Source organism: Rhodococcus sp. A14 (assembly GCF_011603105.1).
In the GTDB taxonomy this organism is placed as follows: domain Bacteria; phylum Actinomycetota; class Actinomycetes; order Mycobacteriales; family Mycobacteriaceae; genus Rhodococcus_F; species Rhodococcus_F opacus.
On record NZ_JAAOQS010000046.1, the window covers coordinates 1 to 19,310 of the forward strand.

A 19,310-nucleotide genomic window follows, 5' to 3' on the forward strand; every position below is an offset into this window, starting at 1 on the left:
GTGTTACTCACCCGTTCGCCGCTCGTGTACCCCGAAGGGCCTTACCGCTCGACTTGCATGTGTTAAGCACGCCGCCAGCGTTCGTCCTGAGCCAGGATCAAACTCTCCGTTGAAGACTCTAGAAATCACAGGCGAACCTGCAAAATCAGTCATAGACATCGAGTCAAATCACTAGCAATCAAAAACTCAAACTAGCATTTTCAAACACTGACCCCCCTCCGACGGAAGAAGGAGAAGAGCCAGCAAATACCCACACCACAACTCACAACCAAACCACAAGGGCCAGTTGATCATCCGCGATGCGGAGTACCAAAAACATTTGGCACTGACATTCATCGACACACTGTTGAGTTCTCAAAGAACACGCACACACCATCACTTCTGGCTCACTCGCCAGCCGCTCCGGGGCAACCGTTCCATCTTATCCTACCAGCCTCACCGGCGCAAGCCGAGACGCTGATCAGAATCTAACCGGGATGGAAGCACCACCGTACACGACAGTGAACTTCCGATTTACCAGGCGCCTGCGTCCAACCTCGTGTCCCCCGCCTTCCGGCCGGGGTCGGTGTCCGTGTCGCTCTGACCTGGAATAAGTTACGCGAAGGGAAACAAGAACACCAAATCGCCAGGTCAACGCTGCGAAACGCCGATTCAGGGCACCCAGTACTTGGCAGCCAGCTCCTCGATCACCACATCACCGTCCGAGGCCTGCTCCAAAGCCGCGAGGTCGGCGTCGATGGAAACCAATCGTGGATCGTCCCCCTCCGCCTCCTGGACTGGGTGCCCCCCGTCCTCGGCCAGCTGGCGCAACAGCTTCTCGCGCACCCGGTCCTTCAGCGAATCGCTCATATCGAAATCATGACCGCGCGGCGGTGGGTTGTCGAGAGTGCACCGAACTCATTCCTCGGTCTCGTCCGGCGCCTTCACATTGTCGCTCTTGCCGAAGACTCGCAGCGCGGTCGGAATGAGGACGATCAGCGCGCCCAGGATCGCGATCAACGAAAAGACCTGCATTGCCATCTGTGAACCGACTCTCTGTTTCGTGCCCGCGGCGACCAGGTGTCAGACCGGCGCGAGCCAGCTTCCCCAAGATGTGTTCCTGGTGACGGTAAACGCCGCAAGGAAAATGAGCACACCGACTGTCACTCGCGGACCGAACACGATCGTGCGATCGCGTCGTCCTCGCCAACGGCGACGTGCCCATCCGATCCAGGCGAAGACCATCACCGCGATGAACGGGACGATCAGAACATTGCCGGCCACAGCCGCGCCGATGTCGAGGTTGGTGAGGTCGTGCACCGCCCTCAACCCACCACAGGCCGGGCACCACCACCCGGTCAGGGCGTAGACCGGACAGAAGCCGTACGAACCGGGCTCGTGCGGATCCCGGAAGTGGAGGATCGCGGCGGCGACAACGGCGCCGGCGGCCACAGCGGCGGGCGCATCGAGTGCACGGAGACCGACCGCCGGCGTCGTCGGAGTTCCGCTCTGGGTGTCCACGTGTCCAGTGTTCACGATTCTTCCGGTCTCCGGTGCCGACAGTCAGTCGGGAAGCGAGTAGTCCAGCCACAGACGGTGGGTACCGTCCTCGTCGACGCGGATCCCACCCGCACCGGCAAGTCCCGCCAAGCCTCCGGTACCGCTGCTCGGAACGATGTGCAGCGCCATTGCCTCGACCGTGCTGTCCGACAGCACCTGCATGTGCAGGAAGGCGAAGGAGCCGGCGACACCGTCGATCGAACCTTCGAAGCTCTCCCACGCCGCGTAGGCGCCCGCACTCTGATCCTCGGTGAGACCGCCGACGAATCTGGTGACCGACCGGCCCTCGATGTCGCCGGAGAAGTTCTTCACCATGTCGATGTCGCCCGGGGTGACGCCGGTGGCGACGGACGGAGACCAGTCCCGCGGGCTGAAATCGCTGACGTCGAACGTGCTGGCGGCATGACGAGTGGACATGGTGTGCCTTCCGGGACGGAGAAGTGAGTCGCCCCAGCATCGCGGGAGCGGTCCCGAACTTCTTGTACATATCCGACACGGCGAAGGTGTCCCGACCCCGGAGACGACTCTGGCCCTTCCCGACTGATCGGGAAGGGCCAGAGGACCGCTGAGCTGCCTGAGAGAATCGAACTCTCGACCTTTTCATTACGAGTGAAATGCTCTACCGACTGAGCTAAGGCAGCGGTGCCTTTCGGCGGTGGCGAGTCTAGCGCCTCAACCCCGAGTATGCGAAAACGGCTCCCTGAACGCGTCGCCGAGAGTGGCCACCATGGCATCGACAGCCCACTGCGGTTTGACGTTGACGGTGATCGCCTCGCGGCACTCGAGGACGGCTTCGATGCACTTCAGAAGGCCTTCCGGGGTTGTTCGCGAGGCGAGGTCGGCCGCGCGATCCGCCATGTCCGGGTGGTTCGCGGCCGCGTTCGATTTCCATGCGACGGCGAGCGCGTCGCGATAGAGACCGGCCAGATCGATCAGTGCACGATCGAGTGCGTCACGGCCCGTGCGAGTGGCCCGGGACTTCTGGCGCTTCTCGAGATCCTTCAGCACGCCGGCCGAGCCTCGCAGGGCTCCGGCAGCACCCTTACCGGTGCCGCCCGCCCCCAGAGCCGTGCGCAACTCCTCGGTCTCCTGCTCGTCCCTGGCCGCGCTCATCTCCTTCGCCTCTGCGTCGGCGGAACGCACCAGTTCCTCCGCCGCAGCGAACGCGGTAGCGGGCCGCAGTGCCGCGACAGCGAGATCCAAAGCGTCCTTACGACGCACCTTGGCGTTCAGATCCGTCGCGAGACGCCGGGCTCGCCCGACGTGACCGCCGCTGATCGAGGCCGCCAGTTGTGCATCGGCGGGATCCAGGCCGTCCCGCTCGCGCAGGACCTTGGCTATGGAGTCGGCCGACGGGGTCACGAGATGGATGTGCCGGCAGCGCGACCGCAGCGTCACGGAGATGTCCTGCGGGTCGACGGAGGGCGCACACAACAGGAACACGGTGCGATCCGGCGGCTCCTCCACCACTTTCAGGAGAGCGTTGGCCGCACCCTCGGTGAGCCGGTCCGCGTCCTCGACGACCACGATCTGCCAACGCCCGGTGCTCGGCCGGCGAGCAGCCGTCTGCACGATGGCACGCATCTCCTTGACGCTGATGCTCAGGCCCTCGGGGACGACTTGCCGGACGTCGCCGTGGGTACCGGCCATCGCGGTGGTGCAGGCGTGGCAGACGCCGCAGCCGGGAACGCCGTCGCTGGTGCATTGGAGTGCGGCGGCGAAACACTGCGCGGCCACCGACCTACCCGATCCGGGCGGGCCGGTGAACAGCCACGAATGCGTCATCGAGGAGCCCATCGCACCGACTCCACGACGGGCGGCAGTCGCAGCGGCCGTCAGCTCGGCCTCGACGTCCTCCTGGCCCACCAACCGGTCGAATACCGTCACCGCGCCAGCCTAACCGGCACGTGCGACAACCCGACCGGCCCGAGGTACCGGCTCACGCCTTCTTGTCCGCTGCCTTCTTCGAGGCCGCCTTCTTGGCCGGCGCCTTCTTGGCGGCGGTCTTCTTTGCAGCCTTCTTGGCGGGTGCCTTCTTCGCGGCGGCCTTCTTCTTGACGGGACCGCGGGCACGCCGATCCGCCAGCAGTTCCGAAGCGCGAGCGTCGGTGATGGACTCCACCTCGTCGCCCTTGCGGAGGCTGGCGTTGGTTTCACCGTCGGTCACGTACGGCCCGAACCGGCCGTCCTTGATCACCATCGGCTTCTCGCTGACCGAGTCGACACCCAGCTCACGCAGCGGCGGAGTGGCGGCGGCCTGACGTCCGCGACGCTTGGGCTCCGCGTAGATCTTCAGAGCCTCGTCGAGGGTCACCGTGAACATCTGGTCCTCGGTGGCGAGGGACCGCGAATCCGTCCCCTTCTTCAGGTACGGGCCGTAGCGACCGTTCTGCGCGGTGATCTCTTCCTTCGACTCCGGATCGACACCCACCACACGCGGCAGCGACAGCAGCCTGAGGGCGTCGTCGAGAGTCACCGTCGCCAGGTCCATCGACTTGAGCAGCGAACCCGTCCGCGGCTTCGGACCCGTGGCCTTCTTCGCTGCCTTCTTCGCCGGCGCCTTCTTGGCAGCCGTCTTGGTCTTGGTCGTCCCGTCGCCCGATTCGTCGGGCACCGGCACCACGGCCGGTTCGGGCTCCGGTTCCGGCTCGGGAAGGATCTCGGTGACGTAGGGGCCGAAGCGGCCCTCCTTCGCGACGATCTCGTGTCCGGTCAGCGGGTCGACGCCCAGCTTGCGACCCTCCTGCGGGGTCGAGAACAGCTTCTCCGCGTACTCCGGTGTCAGCTCGTCCGGCGGAAGGTCGTCGGGCAGGTTGGCCCGCTGCGAGATGAGGTCGCCGTCGGGGTCGTCCGGGTTCTGGACCATCCGCTCGAGGTACGGACCGAACCGTCCGACGCGGACGTGCACTTCGCGGCCCTCGGCGTCGTCGAAGAGCCTGATCGAGTTGACCTCGCGAGCGTCGATCTCCTCGAGGTTGACGCCGACCATCTTCTTCAGGCCGCCTTCACGGGCAACCGAGCCCTCGGCGCCGTGATCGCCGCCGAAGTAGAAACTGCTCAGCCAGTTGCCGCGCTGTTCCCGGCCACCCGCGATCGCGTCGAGGTCGTCTTCCATCCCTGCGGTGAAGTCGAAGTCGACCAACCGCCCGAAGTGCATCTCGAGGAGGCCGATGACGGCGAACGCGACCCACGACGGGACCAGCGCGCTGCCGCGCTTGTAGACGTATCCGCGATCGAGAATGGTCTTGATGATCGACGAATAGGTGGACGGGCGGCCGATGCCCAGCTCTTCGAGGGTCTTGATCAGGCTCGCCTCGGTGTAGCGGGCGGGCGGGTTGGTGGTGTGGCCGTCGGGATCGAGCTTGGTGGCGGTGACCGCCTGGCCCTCGACGAGCACCGGCAGGCGCGACTCGGCGTCGTCGGACTGGCCGCCGGCCTCCTCGTCGACACTCTCCACGTAGGCCTTCAGGAATCCGGCGAACGTGATGGTGCGGCCCGACGCGGAGAAGGTGCACTCCTCGCCGGTGCCCGCGGTTCCGGTGATCCGCAGGGTCAGCGTCGTGCCCCGCGCGTCCGCCATCTGCGACGCCACGGTCCGCTGCCAGATCAGCTCGTATAGGCGGAACTCGTCGGTGTCGAGGCGGGAGTGCAGCTGACCCGGGGTCTGGAACACGTCACCGGCCGGGCGGATGGCCTCGTGCGCCTCCTGCGCGTTCTTGACCTTTCGCGTGTACTGGCGCGGTGTGTCGTGCACGTACTCGGCGCCGTACAACTCGGTGGCCTGCGCGCGGGCGGCAGCGATCGCCGACGACGACAGCGTCGTCGAGTCGGTACGCATGTAGGTGATGTAGCCGTTCTCGTACAGCCGCTGCGCGATGCGCATGGTCCGCTCGGACGTGAAGCGGAGCTTGCGGCCCGCCTCCTGCTGCAGCGTCGACGTCATGAACGGCGCGTACGGCTTGCGGGTGTACGGCTTGCTCTCGGCGGAGGAGACGGTGAGGTCGACACCGGCGAGGGACTCGGCCAGACGCTGCGCCCGTGCCTCGTCCAGAACCGTGACGGTGCTCGTCTTCAGCTGGCCGTCCGCGCCGAAGTCGCGGCCGGTGGCCACCCGGGAGCCGTCGACGCTCACCAGACGCGCCCCGAAACTGCGGGGGCTGGCCTCGGCGCCGGCGTCGAGGGTGGCGGAGATGTCCCAGTAGGACGCCGAGCGGAACGCCATCCGCTCGCGTTCACGCTGCACGATGACGCGAGTGGCGACGGACTGCACGCGGCCCGCCGACAGCCTCGGCATGACCTTCTTCCACAGCACGGGGCTGACCTCGTAGCCGTACAGACGGTCGAGGATGCGGCGTGTCTCCTGCGCATCGACCAGGTCGTTGTCGAGTTCGCGGGTGTCCTCGGCCGCGGCTCGGATGGCCGGCTCGGTGATCTCGTGGAAGACCATCCGGCGAACCGGGATCTTCGGCTTGAGCGTCTCGAGGAGGTGCCAGGCGATCGCTTCGCCCTCGCGGTCGGGGTCGGTGGCGAGGAAGAGTTCGTCGGCGTCCTTGAGCAGGCTCTTCAGCTCCGTGACCTTGGACTTCTTCTCCGGACTGACCACGTAGAGCGGTTCGAAATCATGATCGACGTTGACGCCGAGCCGCGCCCACGACTCACCCTTGTACTTGGCCGGGACGTCTGCGGCTCCGCGCGGAAGGTCACGAATGTGGCCGACCGACGCCTCGACGACATAGTTCTTTCCGAGGTACGGGGCGATCTTGCGGGCCTTGGTCGGCGACTCGACGATCACGAGGCGGCGAGGCTGGCCGGACGCTCCCGCCGCACCCTGTGCACTGCCGTTGTCCCCTTTAGCCACCTGTAGCCCGAGCCTTCCTGAAGTCGATCGCTGCCACTCGACAGTTGTGCAGACAAACCCTTTTATACCCGGTTCGCCTATTACTAGAGTGACATACCCGGAACCCATCCTCGCAGATCAGTACCGTCTACGCGGCTCTACACGTGGGGCCAACCGGTACGGTCGTCCAAATTTCCGGGCGCCTCACCGATGCTCTCGACGAGTCTGCCGAGCCTACGCCGACCCGAGATTCGGAGCCCCGGACCGGAGCCCCGGGTGCCGATCAGCGTCGGCGCGATGCCCGCTCTCATCAATGCCTGAGCCAACGGCGCGTGGGTATCCGGGGCGTGCGGATCGAGTCCGAGGACGAACCGTTCCCCCTCCGCTTCGCTCCTGCCCGACGCGAGAGCCCACACCCTCAACTGACGCCCCGACGGCACCCAGCCGGAGGGCACGGCCTTGACCGCTCCCCTCGTCCACTGGTCCGCGAGCGGCCGCAAGTCGACGACCGAGGCGGTGCGGACCAGCGGGCTTCCCTCGTCGCTGCGCGTGATCTCGACCTCGAGTCCGGCCTGGGCGATCAACTCCGCAATCGCCTCCGCCCGCCACTGGGCGTCGACCACGATCGAGATGCGCGCACGCCCGGCCGATGTGACCACCTGACCCGTCGCGGCGAGAAGACCGCACAGATCGGTGACTGCCGGCGGCATCGCCTCCGCGGAGAAGAAGGAGAGCTGGCTCACTGAAGTACCCCCTTATGCCACGGCACCGTTGCCGTGAAAACGACTCGTCCCCCACCGCCTCAGGCGATGGGGGACGAATCAGACGCGGTCACGAGGACCCCGCCTATCTGATTTACGTGTTCACGAATGTGAACGGCAGAATCAGACTGCGCGAACGCCGGTAGCCTGGGGGCCCTTGGTGCCCTGGCCGACCTCGAACTCCACGCGCTGGTTCTCCTCGAGGGTGCGGAAGCCGCTGCCCTGGATCTCGGAGTAGTGAACGAAGACGTCAGCGGAGCCGTCTTCGGGTGCGATGAAGCCGAAGCCCTTTTCCGCGTTGAACCACTTCACAGTGCCCTGTGCCATGCTTTTCCTTCTCTTTCTAACACCGGATTCGGCGGACAGCACATACAGTCCGCCGGGCCGGTTCCGACCGCTGTACTACTAGATTTCCCCCTCAGGAAAAGCAGAGCACCGCGTTCGCAACATCGATCCTGCGAACGTTCACTCTTTCAAGCCTACGAACACAGAAGCTGCGACCAGTTGTAGTCAACCATGAACTCCGCGAACGCAACAGTCGAAATCCGAACAATTCACACAAAAAGTTGATCTTGTAGCGAACAGGCACGAAACAGCGGATTCATGAGGGGGTCGCGACACCCCGGGCGACAGCCCTGGAGAGGCACTCGTTATCATCAAATGCGCAGGTCGTGGCGGTGTGGAAGTTACTCGCCCGTCCCCTACGACAGCCCGGAGACATCAGTGAGCACACCGTTTTCACCACGTGACGACAGTGGAAACACGGGCGAAACATACGGCCGAGCGCTACTGAACCGAGTCCTCGAGGGAGTTCCCCGAGACGAAAACCCGCTCACTTTCGCCGCGGAAATGCCTGCCCGGACTTCTCAGCTGTCGGAATGGCCGGCGTGGGCGCACCCGAGCGTCGTCCGGGCCATGCAGGAGAACGGGATCCCCCGCCCCTGGACCCATCAGGCCGCCGCCGCCGACCTGGCCCGTCACGGGACGAACGTCGTGGTGTCGACCGGCACCGCCTCGGGCAAGTCGCTGGCCTACCAGCTTCCGGTACTCACCACTCTGGCAACGGATCCGCGGGCGACCGCCCTCTACCTCTCCCCGACCAAGGCGCTGGGCGCAGACCAGCTGCGGGCCGTGACCTCGCTCATCGACTCGGAAGTCCTGGATGCCGGGGACGACCTCCGGAGCGTGTGCCCGTGCGTGTTCGACGGCGACACCCCACTCGAGGTGCGGCACTGGGCGAGGGAGAACTCGCGGTGGCTCTTCACGAACCCCGACATGCTGCACATCTCCCTCCTCCGGACCCATCAGCGATGGGCGCATTTCTTCCGCAATCTGGCCTACGTGGTGATCGACGAATGCCACTCCTACCGTGGTGTCTTCGGCTCGAATGTCGCGCTCGTACTGCGGCGGCTCCGGCGCATCGCGGCCCGGTACGGCGCCGATCCCGTCTTCGTCCTCGCGTCCGCCACCACGGCGGATCCCGGGGCGGCGGCGTCGCGGCTGATCGGCGCGCCCTGCGCCGAGGTCGTGGAAGACGGTTCACCGCACGGCCCCCGGACGGTCGCGCTGTGGGAACCCCCGCTCATGCGGGAGGTCACCGGCGAGAACGGAAGCCCCGTACGACGGCCCGCCGGTTCGGAGGCCGCGCGCATCATGGCCGACCTGATGGTCGAAGGGGCCCGCACGCTCACCTTCGTGCGCTCCCGCCGGGGCGCGGAGCTGACCGCGATGGCGACCAAACGCCTACTCGGGGAGATCGATCCCGAACTCTCGGCCCGGGTCGCGTCGTATCGAGCCGGGTACCTCGCCGAGGATCGGCGTGAGCTCGAGACCGCGCTCGCCGACGGCACGCTGCTGGGAGCGGCGACGACGAATGCGCTCGAGCTCGGCGTCGACATCGCCGGCCTCGACGCCGTCGTGGTCGCCGGGTTCCCCGGCACGGTGGCGTCGTTCTGGCAACAGGGAGGCCGCTCCGGCCGACGCGGCGAAGGTTCGCTCGTAGTCCTGGTCGCGCGTGACGATCCCCTCGACACCTACCTCGTCCACCACCCGTCCGCGCTGCTCGACAAGCCCGTCGAGGCGACCGTCACGGACCCGAGCAATCCCTACGTCCTCGGCCCGCAGTTGCTCTGCGCGGCAATGGAACTACCACTGTCCGACGCCGAGGCCGAGGCGTTCGGGGCGATCGACGTCCTCGGAAAGCTGGCGGAGCAGGGCCTGATCCGTCGGCGCGCCCACGGCTGGTTCGTCACCGCCGGCACAAATCCTCATGGCGCAGTGGATATCCGGGGTGGGATCGGTACCCAGGTGGCAATTGTCGTGTCGGAATCCGGACGCATGCTCGGAACCGTCGACACCGGCCGCGCTCCCGCCACGGCGCATCCCGGCGCCGTCCACATCCATCAGGGTGAGTCGTACGTCGTCGACGAACTCGATCTCGACCAGGGACTCGCCCTGGTGCACGCGGAGGACCCCGACTGGACGACCTCGGCCCGCGAGACCACCGAGATCACGGTCACCTCCGTTCTCGAGCAGAAGCAGTTCGGCGACGTCGAGGTCGCGCTCGTCGAGGTCGAGGTGACCCATCAGGTGATCGGATACCTCCGACGACTGTCTTCGGGCGAGGTTCTCGACGCGGTCGAACTGGACATGCCGAGGCAGACCCTCCCCACCCGTGCGGTGATGTACACGATCACCCCGGAACTTCTGGTGCAGGCGGGTGTTCCGGCCGAACGCGTGCCCGGTTCGCTCCACGCCGCCGAACATGCCGCGATCGGCCTCCTGCCTCTCGTCGCGGTGTGCGATCGAGGCGACATCGGCGGCGTCTCGACCGCGTTGCACGCCGACACCGGACTTCCCACCGTGTTCGTCTACGACGGTCACGCAGGCGGCGCAGGATTCGCCGACCGAGGTCACGCCGAACTCACCCGTTGGCTCGGCGCGACCCGCGAGGCGATCGAATCGTGCGAATGCACCTCGGGGTGCCCGTCCTGCGTGTACTCACCGAAGTGCGGAAACGGCAACGATCCCCTCGACAAGGACGGCGCGATCCGGGTCCTCACGGCGGTTCTGGCCTCGCTCGGCTGACGGTCTCCCGGTCAGCGCAGATACAGCCGAACCTTGTCGATCACGTCGCGGAGCAGGTGAATCTCCTCGCCGGTCGGCGGGGCGGTGACCGTGAGATCGTCCGCGACCTTCAGCTCCCAGCCGGTCTGGGCTCGCACGTCGTCGACAGTGACCCCCTCGTGCACGCTGACCAGCTCGAGTTCGTCGAACGGACCCTGCCGCGACAGCACCCCGAGGTTCGTGAACACCTTCGTCACCCCTCGGCCCCGAGGCATGATCCCGTCACCTGCCGCCCGGGCCCGGACGGGACTCGGCGACGTGCAGAAGTCGAGTTCCGCGGGGAAAGCGCTCGGGTCGTGTCGCCGCATCACCACGAAGATCTCGCCGGCGTTGGGCATGATCTCCACGGCGCCACCGGCACCGGGCAACCGGACCGTCGGCTTGTCCCAGTCTCCGATGATGCTGGTGTTGAGGCTCCCGTACCGGTCGATCTGGGCCGCGCCGAGAAATCCGACGTCGACGTTGCCGCCCTGCAGCACGTAGCCGAACAGCGCCGACATCGACACCACCGACTCCGCGCCCGACACGACGACCGAGTCGGCGATGCCCTCGGCCATCGCGGCGGGGTGCGCGCCGCACACTCCCGATTCGTAGATCAGTTCGACGTCCGGGTTGCTGGTCCGCTTGGCCAGATCGACGGCGAGCGTCGGGAGTCCGACGCCGGCGAAGACGCGCCCCTTCCCGGCGAGTTCGCGGGCGGCAACGGACACGATGACCTCGGTCGCCGAGATCGCTCCGACTGGTGCTGTGGTCATTTCCGGCTCCCGTAGTCGACTGGTTCGGAGAATCGCGGCTCGACGGCGAGGTCGTTCCAGTAGTCGCCGCCGAGTTTGTCCAGGTACTCGTCGTGATTCGCGGTGCCGTGGATCCACTCCTTCAGCCATGCCTGCAGGAGTGCGGAGTCCTTGCTGATCGCGGTCCAGCGTCGGTAGAACGCGCAGTCCCGGTCGTAGTAGCCCTGCACGTAGGACGGATGCGCCCCGCGCGGACAGACGACGACGGCATCGACCGCGTGAGAAGGGATCAGCGTGCGACTGGGGTCGGAGCGGACGACCTCGTCGTCGACGATCTCCTCGACGACCACGATCGCCTTCCCCGCGGCGTACACCGCTTCCTGCTGCACCCCGGAGATACCCCAGATCTGCACGTTGCCGTGACGGTCGGCGCGCTGCGCGTGAACGATGGTGACGTCCGGGTTCAGCGGAGGCACGACGTACACGGTGCCCTCCCCGTAGGGATCGTCGACGAGCCGAATTCGGGGATTGAGCCGCGGAAGGTCGCTTCCGGCATAGGAGCGCAGCGGAAAGAACGGCAGGCGCGCGGCGCCCGCCTGATAGCGGCAGACCATTCCGTAGTGGCTGTACTCCTCGACCTCGAGGGCCACCGGATCGTGATGCTCGATACGGCGTCGCAACTCGTGCAGCGATCCGGCGGATCCGCTCGCGAAGAACGAGGCCACGAGCTTGGTGACACAACCGGCGGCCACGAGTTGATCCGACACGATGTCGGGAGTCATCCGGCACAGCGTGAGGTTCTGCCGCTGTTGCCGGATGATCTCGTGCGCAGCCGCGAACGAGATGAGATGCGAGAAGCCCTCGAGGCACACGGTCATGCCGTCTTCGACGTACGTTCCTATGGCTTCCGCCATGCTGACCACTTTGCTCATCGCCATGCCCTTCTCCGGAACGACGGGACGTCGCCTCGGGACCTTCCCCACCGGATTACCGCCGTTTGACTCAATAGTGTTGACAAATCTGTTGCCGGAACTGCAATAGTTCTCCCGTGGAGATTTCTCAGATCACTGCCTTTCTCGCGGTCGCCGAGGAGTTGCACTTCGGCCGCGCCGCACAGCGCCTGCACTCGGCCCAGCCGCCGCTGAGCCGCACGATTCGGCGACTGGAAAAGCAGCTCGGGGCAACTCTTTTCGAAAGAAACACGCGGAACGTCCGGTTGACCTCCGCCGGTGAGGCACTGCTCGGCCCGGCACGCGAGATCCTGGACGCCTGCCGGCTCGCGGAAATCGCCGTCGCCGCCGCCGGGCGCGGACAGGTCGGCCGGGTCCGCATCGGCTTCGCCGGAGTCTCGTCCCACCTGCTCATCGGGCGGTGGGCGAAACTCGTCCGGCACACCCACCCGGGTATCGAATTCGTCCTGGACAGTTCCGCTTTCGCGAGCGAAGCACTGAACAAGCTTCTCGACGGAACCCTCGACATCGGTCTGGTCCGGTGGATCTTCACCCCGCCGGGCATCGCGTCCCGCGTCATCCTCAACGAGGACTTCGTGGTGGCCCTGCCCACCGACCACCCGCTCGCAGGCAGGGACGGCGTTCGCATCGAGGAACTGGCCACCGAGCCCTGGGTGACGCTGCCCGCCGATCCCGGATCGGCGCTGCGTGACTCCCTGCAGAGGGCGGCCCACGACGCCGGTTTCACGCCCCGGATCGTGCAGAGCGCGCCGGACTCGATGGCGCTGATGGCGTTGGTGTCCGCGGAGGTCGGCTGCGCGTTGACCGTCTCCTCCGTGGCCGAGAACGTGAACAACCCGGATGTCGTGTTCCTCCCGCTGGTCGGCGGTCCCAGCACCCTGCAACTGCGGATCGCGTGGCGAGCGGACGACGACAACGCCGCCTTGCGGGAAGTCCTCAGGCTGTCCGAGGAGGCATTGCCCACTCCGGAATGACCTGCGCGGTCAGGTGTGGGCTGCCGCACGGGCCTGCCCTGCACTCGGAGCGGTGTCCACCGCATCCTCCTCATCGATGTCGAGCTGCAGTTCGTCCGCGTCGGATTGCTCCGCGGTCGACAACCGGCGCGCGTCGAATCCGGTCCGGTTCAGCAACAACAGGGTGCAGACCAGGGAGACGGCGGCATAGCCGGCCGACACGAATGCAACGCCGACGATGTTTCCGGACGAGTTGAGCATCCACTGCGCCAGCACCGGGGTGCCGCCGCCGACGACCAGCGAACACAGCTGGTAGGCCGCGGAAAGACCGGTATAGCGGATGTTGGCGGGGAAGGCACGCGCGAGCACTCCGGCGATGGCGCCGTAGAACATCGAGTGCGGAATGGTCGCGAGGCACATCACGACGACGGCAATGGCGAAGTTCTCGGTCCGGATCGCGAAGAACATTGCCGGCATGAGGACGAACTCGGGAATCACCATGATGCACATGGCTTTCCGCATGTCGATCCGGGACACCAGGACGGCGCCGAACGGCTGCACGATGAACTGGACCACGAGGGCGATGGCGATGGCGCCGAGGAACGTGCCCCGGTCGTAGCCGAGTTCGCTGGTGGCCCAGGACAACGCGAAGGTGTTCTTGAAGTACGTCACCTGGGCCAGGGGCAGCGCGCCTGCACCGAGGAGGACGAGGACCCAATGCTTGCGCAGCACCTCACCGATCGGCAGTGCGACGGTCTTCTTGCGCTTCAGCACGGTCTTCATCGCGTCCGACTCTTCGAGCTTGAGACGGATGATCATGCCGACGATCACCAGGGCCGCGGAGATCAGGAACGGGATGCGCCAGCCGTAGAGCACGAACGCCGGGGTGGGCATGGCGGAGAGCAGGAAGAACGCCATCGTCGCCAGGAGGTTTCCGGCGGGCGACCCCTGCTGGGCGAACGCCGAGTACAGAATCCCCTTCCCCTTGGGTGCGTTCTCACTGGCGATCAGGACCGCCCCGCCCCATTCACCGCCCACTGCCACACCCTGAACGACCCGGAGGAACACCAGGGCGGCGGGTGCCCATATTCCGATCTGCGCGTAGGAGGGCAGGAGTCCGATTCCGACGGTGGCGGTGCCCATCATCATGAGTGTGATGACCAGCGTGTTCTTTCGACCGATCTTGTCGCCGAGATGGCCGAAGACGATGCCGCCGATGGGACGGGCGAGGAACCCGGCCCACAGGGTGACGAACGCGAGCAGCGTGCCCATGCCCGCCGGCAGGGTGTCGGAGAAGAACACCTGACCGAAGACCAGCGCCGACGCGGTGCCGTAGATGTAGAAGTCGTACCACTCGATCGTGGTGCCGATGAACGAGGCGATGCCCGCCCTCCGCGCCTTTGTCTCGGCCTCGGTCCGCTTCGGTGGTGCCGTGGTCATGTGATGCCCTCTCTCGCCAAAGGGAGTGGTGTGGATGAAAACCAGCTCACATCAGTGAGACTCGCATCACAGGATCCATGCCGTCCAATACTTCCTGAGCGGGGGATTATTCCGAATCTGGTCATAATTGCCAAAACCTCGCACACACTGGCGTGATGCGCGTCACCGGCCTGCCTCCTCGCTTCGACGTCACTCCGCGGGACCTGCCCTCGCCACGGCGCGGGCATCCCGGACACCCAGCGAGGACAGAAGCACCGGTGCGGTGACCGCGACCTCGACGTCCCAGTCGTCGACCTCACAGGACACGACTTCGGTGCGCATGCGCCCCGCGACGTCCCGGGCCGCGGCACACGCCGCGTCGGTGCCGCGGTCCAGCCCGACGGCCGCGGCGAGGGCGGCCAGATCTGCGGCGGACTGCGCCCGGTGCCGCACCGACACCGCCGAGCCGACGTGCACCAGCAACGCCGTGACCATTACCAGCGCCGCGAGCGCACAGCACCCCGTCACGGTCGCGGACCCGCGGTCGTCGGTGGCCCCCGAACTCACGGCCCTCCTCCGCTCCATCCGGGCACAGTGGGTTCGAGAGCCGCCACCGCCTCCGCGGAGATGTTCACGAGCGGAAGGAGTGGACTGCGTGCCCGCACGGTCGCGACGACGAACTCCCCCTCGGTCCGGACCGACACGTCGGCGCCATCGGGTGCCACTCTCGCCGCCGTGGAGATCGCCGACTCGCGATCTCCACGGGCAGCGAGCCGTGCTGCCTCGCGGGCCGAGTCGACACACCGGACGTGCAGTGTCGTCGCGGTGATCGCGCCGACACACAGCACGACCACCGCCACGATCGATGCAATCGCGATGGCCGCCTCGACCGTCACGCCGCCGGCCTCCGACCGGCGCAGGTTCTCGGCAGCACTCATCACACCGCGGTGTTCAGCGCTTTGTCGATGATGTTCGTCAACGCCGTGACGATGCTGTCGCCGGTGACGACCGAATACAGCACGGCGCCAAAGGCCGCGGCCGCGATGGTGCCGATGGCGTACTCCGCCGTCGACATTCCGTCCTCGTCCGTCGCGAGCAGAATCAAGCGGGTGGTCAGTGCCCGACCTTCCGCCAACGCCCGAACTCCCGCCAGCGCCCGGATTCCGTGTTCCATGGTGTTCCCCCTTCAGAGTGTCCGACGCAGCGGTTCTGTGCCGGAAGTGTCGATGTGTCACATCAGTCCGCCGTCCAGCACCCGCGAGGCCAGCCCGACGACGACCGGGATGATGCCGAGACAGAGGAATGCCGGAAGAAAGCACAGCCCGAGAGGACCGCTGATGAGCACGCCCGCGCGTTCGGCCGACGCCGCCGCCAGGTGTTCGACCTGGACTCGGCCGTCGGCGGCGAGTTCCGTCATGGAACCGGCGAGCGACGATCCCGATGCGGCCGAGCGGCGCGCCATGCGGGCAAGGGATTCGGTGGCGGGGTCCGACGCCGCCGCCTCCCATGCGGTCGCCGCATCCGCCCCCAGCGACAGCAGGTCCGCGGCGCGGCGAAGCGATTCCGACAACGGCGCGGGCGCCGACCGCGACACGGCCTGCGCCGCGGTCGCGACGGGCAGTCCGGCGCGCAGGCACGCTGCCAGCAGGTCGAAGGCCGCGGCGATCGCGAGCGGGTCCTCGCGGCGCGCGCCCTCGTCCATCGCGGATGCCGCATCACCCGGGCCGACGCCGTCGGCGCGCAGTCGCTGCACCGGCGATCTGGGTGCGGGCAGCACCAGCACGGCGCAGGCGAGGAGAAGTACCGCACACCAGATCATCCCGTCACCCGTCCGGTGATCCGGTCGGTCCACAACAGGCCCGCGCACACCAGCCCCGCACCGAGCAGCAACAGGATGCCACCCACACCGCCTCCGAACAGCACCGTCAGAGGGGCCGCCCCCATCATCTGACCGAGACCGACACCCAGGAGCGGCAGCCCGGCCAGTACGGTCGCCGTCGCCCTCGCCCCGGCCAGCGACGCCTCCGTTCGCTGACGGAAGCGACTGCGTCCCAACAGGTCCGTTCGTGCCGCTTCGAGCAGTTCCGCCAGCGCGAGACCGTGCGCGTCGGCCACCGCCCAGATATCGGCGATCCGCTCCAACTCGGTACCGACACGGGAATCCGCGATCCGGAACCCGTCGGCGGCCGATCCTCCGAGCCGCGAGCGCGCCGACGCGGCCCGGAATGCCGACGACACACTGCCTGCCGCTTCGTCGGCCGCCGTCTGGCATGCGGCAGCCGGATGGGCGCCCACCCGAAGTTCCGCCGTCACCACCTCGAGACTCGACAGTACGACACGCAGATCGGCGTCCTTCGCTTTCGCCGCACTGCGTCGCACCGATCTGAAACGCACTGTTGCACAGACGATCGTCGCGGCGAGGACCGCCCACAGTCCGCCCAGTTCGTACACGATCGGGATGCCGGCGAGCGCCGCCGGAACCACCCAGGGCAGACGCAACCGGCGACGGGGGCCTTCCCTGCCCGTGACCGCGAGCAACCGCGGCCGCGACCTCGCGGACGGCACAGTCAGCACTGCGCAGGCAAGCACCACCAGACCGGCGATCACGCCGGCACCTCCGTCCCCGAATCCTCCGGTCCACGACGAGAACACAAGTGGCGGAGCCGGTCCACCGCCGGACCCTCACCCGTGTCGTGGTTCCAGGCGGGCACGATCGTGACGTGCCCGTACTCGTCGCGAGTGACGACACCGATCTGCGTCAGCCGCCGCGCCCCGCTCGAAGCCCGGTGGACGTGCAGAACCACCTGGACCGCGGCGGCCAGCTGACTGTGCAACGCCGAGCGGTCCATTCCACCCAGTGCCGCAAGCGCTTCGAGCCGCGCCGGAACCTCCTCGGGCGAGTTGGCATGCACCGTCCCGGCGCCGCCGTCGTGACCCGTGTTGAGCGCCGTCAGCAGGTCGACGACCTCGGCGCCGCGAACCTCGCCGACGACGATCCGATCGGGGCGCATCCGCAGGGATTGACGGACGAGATCCCGGACGGTCACCTCACCCACGCCCTCCACGTTGGGTGCCCGAGCCACGAGCCGGACCACGTGCGGGTGCGTCGGCGCCAGCTCCGCGGCGTCCTCCACGCACACGATCCGTTCCGCCGGGTCCACCGCACCCAGCAACGCGGCCAGCAGCGTGGTCTTGCCTGCGCCGGTGCCGCCGGTGACCAGGAAGGCGAGCCGCGCGTGCACGATCGTCACCAGCAGGTCGTGGGCCGCCTCCGCCACGGCACCGCTCGCAACGAGCGCCCCGAGCCCCTGGGTCGCCGGGCGCAGCACCCGCAGCGACAGGCAGGTTCCGCCCTGAGCCACGGGAGCGAGGACGGCATGCAGCCGCACACCGAACGAGCCGTTTCCGACGTCCCGCAGCCTTCCGTCGACCCACGGCTGAGCGTCGTCGAGGCGGCGTCCGGCAGACAGCGCGAGACGTTGCGCGAGCCTGCGCACCGCCGCCTCGTCGGTGAACCGGACAGCCGCGCGTTCGAGGCCGCGGCCTCGGTCGACCCACACGCGGTCGGGCGCGGTGACGAGCACGTCCGCGACTCCGGGTTCCGTCAGCAACGACTCGAGCGGGCCGGCGCCGGTGAGTTCGGTCATGAGCACCCGCAGCGCCCCGAGCAGGTCGGTGTCGCCGAGCACGCCACCGGACTCGGTGCGGATGGCAGCGGCGACCGTGGCCGGTGTCGGCTCGCCGGACGTGTGCGCGAGACGTTCGCGCACACGGTCGAGGAGGTCGGGGGTGACGAGGGAACTCATGCCGCCCACTCCCGCGACCGCGGTCTGCTGCCGACCGTGTCGAGGACCGCCTCGGCCGCGGCGCCCAGCGGGGAGCGCCGGCCCGGCCTGAGGCCGCCGTGTTCGAGCATTCCGGTGAGCGCGCGCTCGGCGCGCATCGACGCGATCAGCGGCAGGTCGAGAACCTCCGCCACGTCGGCGCCGCGGAGCCCACCGGGTGCCGGGCCGCGAACCACGAGTCCCTGGTTGGGGTTCCTCTCGGTGATCCACTGCGACACCTTTCCCGCGGCGATGCAGGCCCGGACGGTGGCGGGCACGACGAGGACCACCAGATCGGCGAGTTCGAGGACGGTCTCCGTGGCCGCGCCGGGGAACCGGGACACGTCGCACACGACCAGATCGCCCGCATGGCGGCCGGCATCGGTGACCGCACGGACCGCGGCCGCTGTCGGGCCGGCGCCGTGCCCCGTCCTGCTGCAGGCGAGCACCCGCAGCCACTCGCCACAAGCGGGGAGTGCGTCCCTCAGCGCGCCCGAGGAGATCCGGCCACCCTCGATCGACAGACCCGACCACCGCAGTCCGGGCACGTCCTCGATGCCCAACAGGACGTCGAGTCCGGAGCCCCACGAGTCGGTGTCGAGCAGAAGCGTGGGCCGCGGTCGCGACGCCGCGGCGAGGGCTGTCGCCGCGGCCAGCGTGGAGGCACCCGCCCCGCCACATCCGCCGACGACGGCGACGACGGTGCCGTCCGCCTCGGGACGCTGAGGTTGTTCGCCGAGCACCGCGACCAGCGCCGACTCGTCCTCGGGCACCGCGAGCACGTGTTCCGCACCGACCGCGGTCGCGATCCGCCACTCGTCGATGCCCGGCGGCCCGTCGCACAGCAGCACCACACGGCGCCGGCGTGGGAGCCGATTGCGGCACGCGGCGGCTGCGCGTGCGTCGAGCACGACGATCGGGGCACTCCCCCAGACGTGCCGGGCGTCGGCGACGTCGACCTCGTTCAGTGCCCGGTCGGCCGCTGCCGCCACGCGCCTGATGCTGTGCAACAGCGCCGGGTCGTCGACCAGAACCAGCACTTCACCCCCGCCTTCTGCGTCCATGCAGCGAGCGTGCCCGCTGCCGGCGACCGCCGGAAGGGGCTCGGCTCGAACTGTGGACAACTTCGGCCCTGTGGATAAAAAC

The 19,310-nt window shown here is 67.6% G+C and carries 20 protein-coding genes, 1 tRNA gene and 1 rRNA gene; 2 read left to right on the forward strand and 20 right to left on the reverse strand.

The annotated features are described in order from the left end of the window. The 10 genes from G9373_RS23000 to G9373_RS23040 form a co-directional block, all read right to left on the reverse strand. A 16S ribosomal RNA gene (locus tag G9373_RS23000) occupies nucleotides 1–113 on the reverse strand; the annotation flags it as partial. A gap of 538 nt (nucleotides 114–651) precedes the next feature. Then, nucleotides 652–849: a hypothetical protein gene (locus G9373_RS23005; protein WP_005568355.1), complete on the reverse strand. Its 198-nt coding sequence runs from the start codon at nucleotides 847–849 to the stop codon at nucleotides 652–654. Nucleotides 850–897: 48 nt separating this feature from the next. After that, nucleotides 898–1,020: a hypothetical protein gene (locus G9373_RS47725; RefSeq protein ID WP_005248443.1), complete on the reverse strand. Its 123-nt coding sequence runs from the start codon at nucleotides 1,018–1,020 to the stop codon at nucleotides 898–900. Nucleotides 1,021–1,062: 42 nt separating this feature from the next. Further along, a complete protein-coding gene (locus G9373_RS23010) occupies nucleotides 1,063–1,500 on the reverse strand; it encodes a DUF2752 domain-containing protein (RefSeq protein WP_005256154.1) in 438 nt (145 codons plus the stop codon). 42 nt (nucleotides 1,501–1,542) lie between these two features. Then, nucleotides 1,543–1,956: a DUF3224 domain-containing protein gene (locus tag G9373_RS23015; RefSeq protein WP_005256152.1), complete on the reverse strand. Its 414-nt coding sequence runs from the start codon at nucleotides 1,954–1,956 to the stop codon at nucleotides 1,543–1,545. A gap of 151 nt (nucleotides 1,957–2,107) precedes the next feature. Then, nucleotides 2,108–2,180: transfer RNA gene (locus G9373_RS23020), tRNA-Thr, on the reverse strand. Nucleotides 2,181–2,211: 31 nt separating this feature from the next. Beyond that, nucleotides 2,212–3,426 (reverse strand): DNA polymerase III subunit delta', encoded by a 1,215-nt coding sequence (locus G9373_RS23025; RefSeq protein WP_005568358.1) that lies wholly within the window; start codon nucleotides 3,424–3,426, stop codon nucleotides 2,212–2,214. Between the two features lie 52 nt (nucleotides 3,427–3,478). Continuing rightward, nucleotides 3,479–6,397: a type I DNA topoisomerase gene (gene topA, locus G9373_RS23030; protein ID WP_037203507.1), complete on the reverse strand. Its 2,919-nt coding sequence runs from the start codon at nucleotides 6,395–6,397 to the stop codon at nucleotides 3,479–3,481. Between the two features lie 137 nt (nucleotides 6,398–6,534). Next, entirely contained in the window at nucleotides 6,535–7,119 is a 585-nt protein-coding gene (locus tag G9373_RS23035; RefSeq protein ID WP_005248448.1) for a hypothetical protein, read from the reverse strand. Between the two features lie 141 nt (nucleotides 7,120–7,260). Next, on the reverse strand, nucleotides 7,261–7,464 hold the full coding sequence (locus G9373_RS23040; protein WP_005248460.1) for a cold-shock protein: 204 nt from the start codon (nucleotides 7,462–7,464) through the stop codon (nucleotides 7,261–7,263). Nucleotides 7,465–7,860: 396 nt separating this feature from the next. Between G9373_RS23040 and G9373_RS23045 the strand changes: the two genes are divergently transcribed. Further along, the gene (locus G9373_RS23045; protein WP_037203506.1) at nucleotides 7,861–10,224 is read left to right on the forward strand and encodes a DEAD/DEAH box helicase; all 2,364 of its coding nucleotides are present in this window, start codon (nucleotides 7,861–7,863) and stop codon (nucleotides 10,222–10,224) included. 11 nt (nucleotides 10,225–10,235) lie between these two features. On the opposite strand, the gene G9373_RS23050 is transcribed toward G9373_RS23045, so the two are convergent. Both G9373_RS23050 and G9373_RS23055 read right to left on the reverse strand, forming a co-directional pair. Further along, the gene (locus G9373_RS23050; RefSeq protein WP_005248462.1) at nucleotides 10,236–11,018 is read right to left on the reverse strand and encodes a 3-oxoadipate--succinyl-CoA transferase subunit B; all 783 of its coding nucleotides are present in this window, start codon (nucleotides 11,016–11,018) and stop codon (nucleotides 10,236–10,238) included. After that, a complete protein-coding gene (locus tag G9373_RS23055) occupies nucleotides 11,015–11,935 on the reverse strand; it encodes a CoA-transferase (protein WP_005248463.1) in 921 nt (306 codons plus the stop codon). Before G9373_RS23055 ends, G9373_RS23050 begins: the two co-directional genes overlap by 4 nt. A 110-nt stretch (nucleotides 11,936–12,045) precedes the next feature. Between G9373_RS23055 and G9373_RS23060 the strand changes: the two genes are divergently transcribed. Further along, nucleotides 12,046–12,942 (forward strand): LysR family transcriptional regulator, encoded by an 897-nt coding sequence (locus tag G9373_RS23060; RefSeq protein ID WP_005256139.1) that lies wholly within the window; start codon nucleotides 12,046–12,048, stop codon nucleotides 12,940–12,942. Between the two features lie 9 nt (nucleotides 12,943–12,951). On the opposite strand, the gene G9373_RS23065 is transcribed toward G9373_RS23060, so the two are convergent. The 8 genes from G9373_RS23065 to ssd all read right to left on the reverse strand — a co-directional run bounded on the left by G9373_RS23065 (nucleotide 12,952) and on the right by ssd (nucleotide 19,228). Continuing rightward, complete coding sequence (locus G9373_RS23065; protein ID WP_120659850.1) at nucleotides 12,952–14,361, reverse strand: MFS transporter; 1,410 nt, start codon at nucleotides 14,359–14,361, stop codon at nucleotides 12,952–12,954. A gap of 189 nt (nucleotides 14,362–14,550) precedes the next feature. Next, nucleotides 14,551–14,907, reverse strand: coding sequence for an Rv3654c family TadE-like protein (locus G9373_RS23070; protein ID WP_005568365.1), 357 nt, complete (start codon nucleotides 14,905–14,907; stop codon nucleotides 14,551–14,553). Continuing rightward, complete coding sequence (locus tag G9373_RS23075) at nucleotides 14,904–15,278, reverse strand: TadE family type IV pilus minor pilin (protein WP_005256133.1); 375 nt, start codon at nucleotides 15,276–15,278, stop codon at nucleotides 14,904–14,906. Before G9373_RS23075 ends, G9373_RS23070 begins: the two co-directional genes overlap by 4 nt. Next, nucleotides 15,278–15,514 carry a DUF4244 domain-containing protein gene (locus G9373_RS23080; protein WP_005256132.1) on the reverse strand — a complete coding sequence of 79 codons (237 nt, stop codon included), beginning with the start codon at nucleotides 15,512–15,514 and terminating at the stop codon, nucleotides 15,278–15,280. Before G9373_RS23080 ends, G9373_RS23075 begins: the two co-directional genes overlap by 1 nt. A gap of 57 nt (nucleotides 15,515–15,571) precedes the next feature. Beyond that, entirely contained in the window at nucleotides 15,572–16,159 is a 588-nt protein-coding gene (locus G9373_RS23085) for a type II secretion system F family protein (protein WP_120659851.1), read from the reverse strand. Then, nucleotides 16,156–16,947: a type II secretion system F family protein gene (locus G9373_RS23090; RefSeq protein WP_054248979.1), complete on the reverse strand. Its 792-nt coding sequence runs from the start codon at nucleotides 16,945–16,947 to the stop codon at nucleotides 16,156–16,158. Before G9373_RS23090 ends, G9373_RS23085 begins: the two co-directional genes overlap by 4 nt. Then, the gene (locus tag G9373_RS23095) at nucleotides 16,944–18,146 is read right to left on the reverse strand and encodes a TadA family conjugal transfer-associated ATPase (RefSeq protein ID WP_054248978.1); all 1,203 of its coding nucleotides are present in this window, start codon (nucleotides 18,144–18,146) and stop codon (nucleotides 16,944–16,946) included. The genes G9373_RS23090 and G9373_RS23095 overlap by 4 nt, the downstream gene beginning before the upstream one ends. Next, nucleotides 18,143–19,228 (reverse strand): septum site-determining protein Ssd, encoded by a 1,086-nt coding sequence (ssd, locus tag G9373_RS23100; RefSeq protein ID WP_120659853.1) that lies wholly within the window; start codon nucleotides 19,226–19,228, stop codon nucleotides 18,143–18,145. The genes G9373_RS23095 and ssd overlap by 4 nt, the downstream gene beginning before the upstream one ends. Nucleotides 19,229–19,310 lie beyond the last annotated feature (82 nt).